The 980-nt window shown below is 68.3% G+C and carries 2 protein-coding genes; both read left to right on the top strand.

What is annotated here, in order from left to right:
* Positions 1 to 179 precede the first annotated feature (179 nt).
* Positions 180 to 371, top strand: coding sequence for a ubiquitin-like protein Pup (locus tag R1101_RS0124325; RefSeq protein ID WP_006552173.1), 192 nt, complete (start codon positions 180 to 182; stop codon positions 369 to 371).
* Positions 372 to 460: 89 nt separating this feature from the next.
* Positions 461 to 980: proteasome subunit beta (gene prcB, locus R1101_RS0124320; protein WP_232284828.1), on the top strand; the 520-nt coding region annotated here is incomplete at its 3' end.

Below are 980 nucleotides of genomic sequence, written 5' to 3'. Positions count from 1 at the left end.
AGCTCACCCACTGACGGTCGTCCCGGGGTGGGGTGGTGGCCCGATCGTGTGCCGCGAGTACGCGTGTCGCCACCGGCGGACCGTTCCGCTGGGTAGGGTAGGAGTTCGAAGCAGCGGTGACCACACCGATCGTCGACCGGTGACGGTTCCGCGCCGAGTACAGGAGGAGGTCGGCGGCGATGGCACAGGAGCAGACCACACGCGGTGGCGGCGGAGACGACGACGAGGTCGTCGGTGACGGCGGTGCCGGTCAGGAGCGTCGCGAGAAGCTCGCCTCGGACACCGACGATCTTCTCGACGAGATCGACGACGTGCTCGAGGAGAACGCGGAGGACTTCGTGCGGGCATATGTGCAGAAAGGTGGCCAGTGACAGCCGAACGGTCCTCTCTTCCCTTCCGCGAGGTGCAGCCGAGGCTGCACCTCGCGTCGCCCTTGTCGTCGTTCTCCGACCATCTGCGCATGCACGCCCCGGAGATGCTGCCGGAGAACCGGTTCCGGTTCGAACGGGGTGACCACGTGGACCTCGCCCCGCACGGCACCACCATCGTGGCGCTGACCTTCGACGGGGGTGTGCTGCTCGCCGGCGACCGGCGCGCGACGATGGGCAACCTGATCGCCTCCCGCGATGTCGACAAGGTGTTCATCACCGACAACTATTCGGCGGCCGGCATCGCCGGCACCGCGGGCCTGGCGATCGAACTGGTGCGGCTGTTCGCCGTCGAACTCGAGCACTACGAGAAGATCGAGGGCGTGCCGCTGACCTTCGACGGCAAGGCCAATCGGCTGTCGTCGATGGTGCGCGGCAATCTCGGTGCGGCCATGCAGGGTCTGGCCGTGGTGCCGCTGCTGGTCGGTGTCGACCTCGACGCTCCCGACGCGCACCGCGCCGGGCGGATCGTGTCGTACGACGTGGTCGGTGGCCGCTACGAGGAACGCGCCGGCTATCACGCGGTCGGCTCGGGTTCGTTGTTCGCCCGGT

Source organism: Rhodococcus sp. R1101 (assembly GCF_000278445.1).
Taxonomy (GTDB): domain Bacteria; phylum Actinomycetota; class Actinomycetes; order Mycobacteriales; family Mycobacteriaceae; genus Rhodococcus; species Rhodococcus gordoniae.
Note: the sequence above shows the minus strand (reverse complement) of the source record. Positions and strands in the feature narration are given on the sequence as shown.

What these genes read in the sequence shown, in the direction of transcription:
- R1101_RS0124325 (WP_006552173.1), top strand. Translation starts at nt 180, where the DNA reads ATGGCACAGGAGCAGACCACACGCGGTGGCGGCGGAGACGACGACGAG.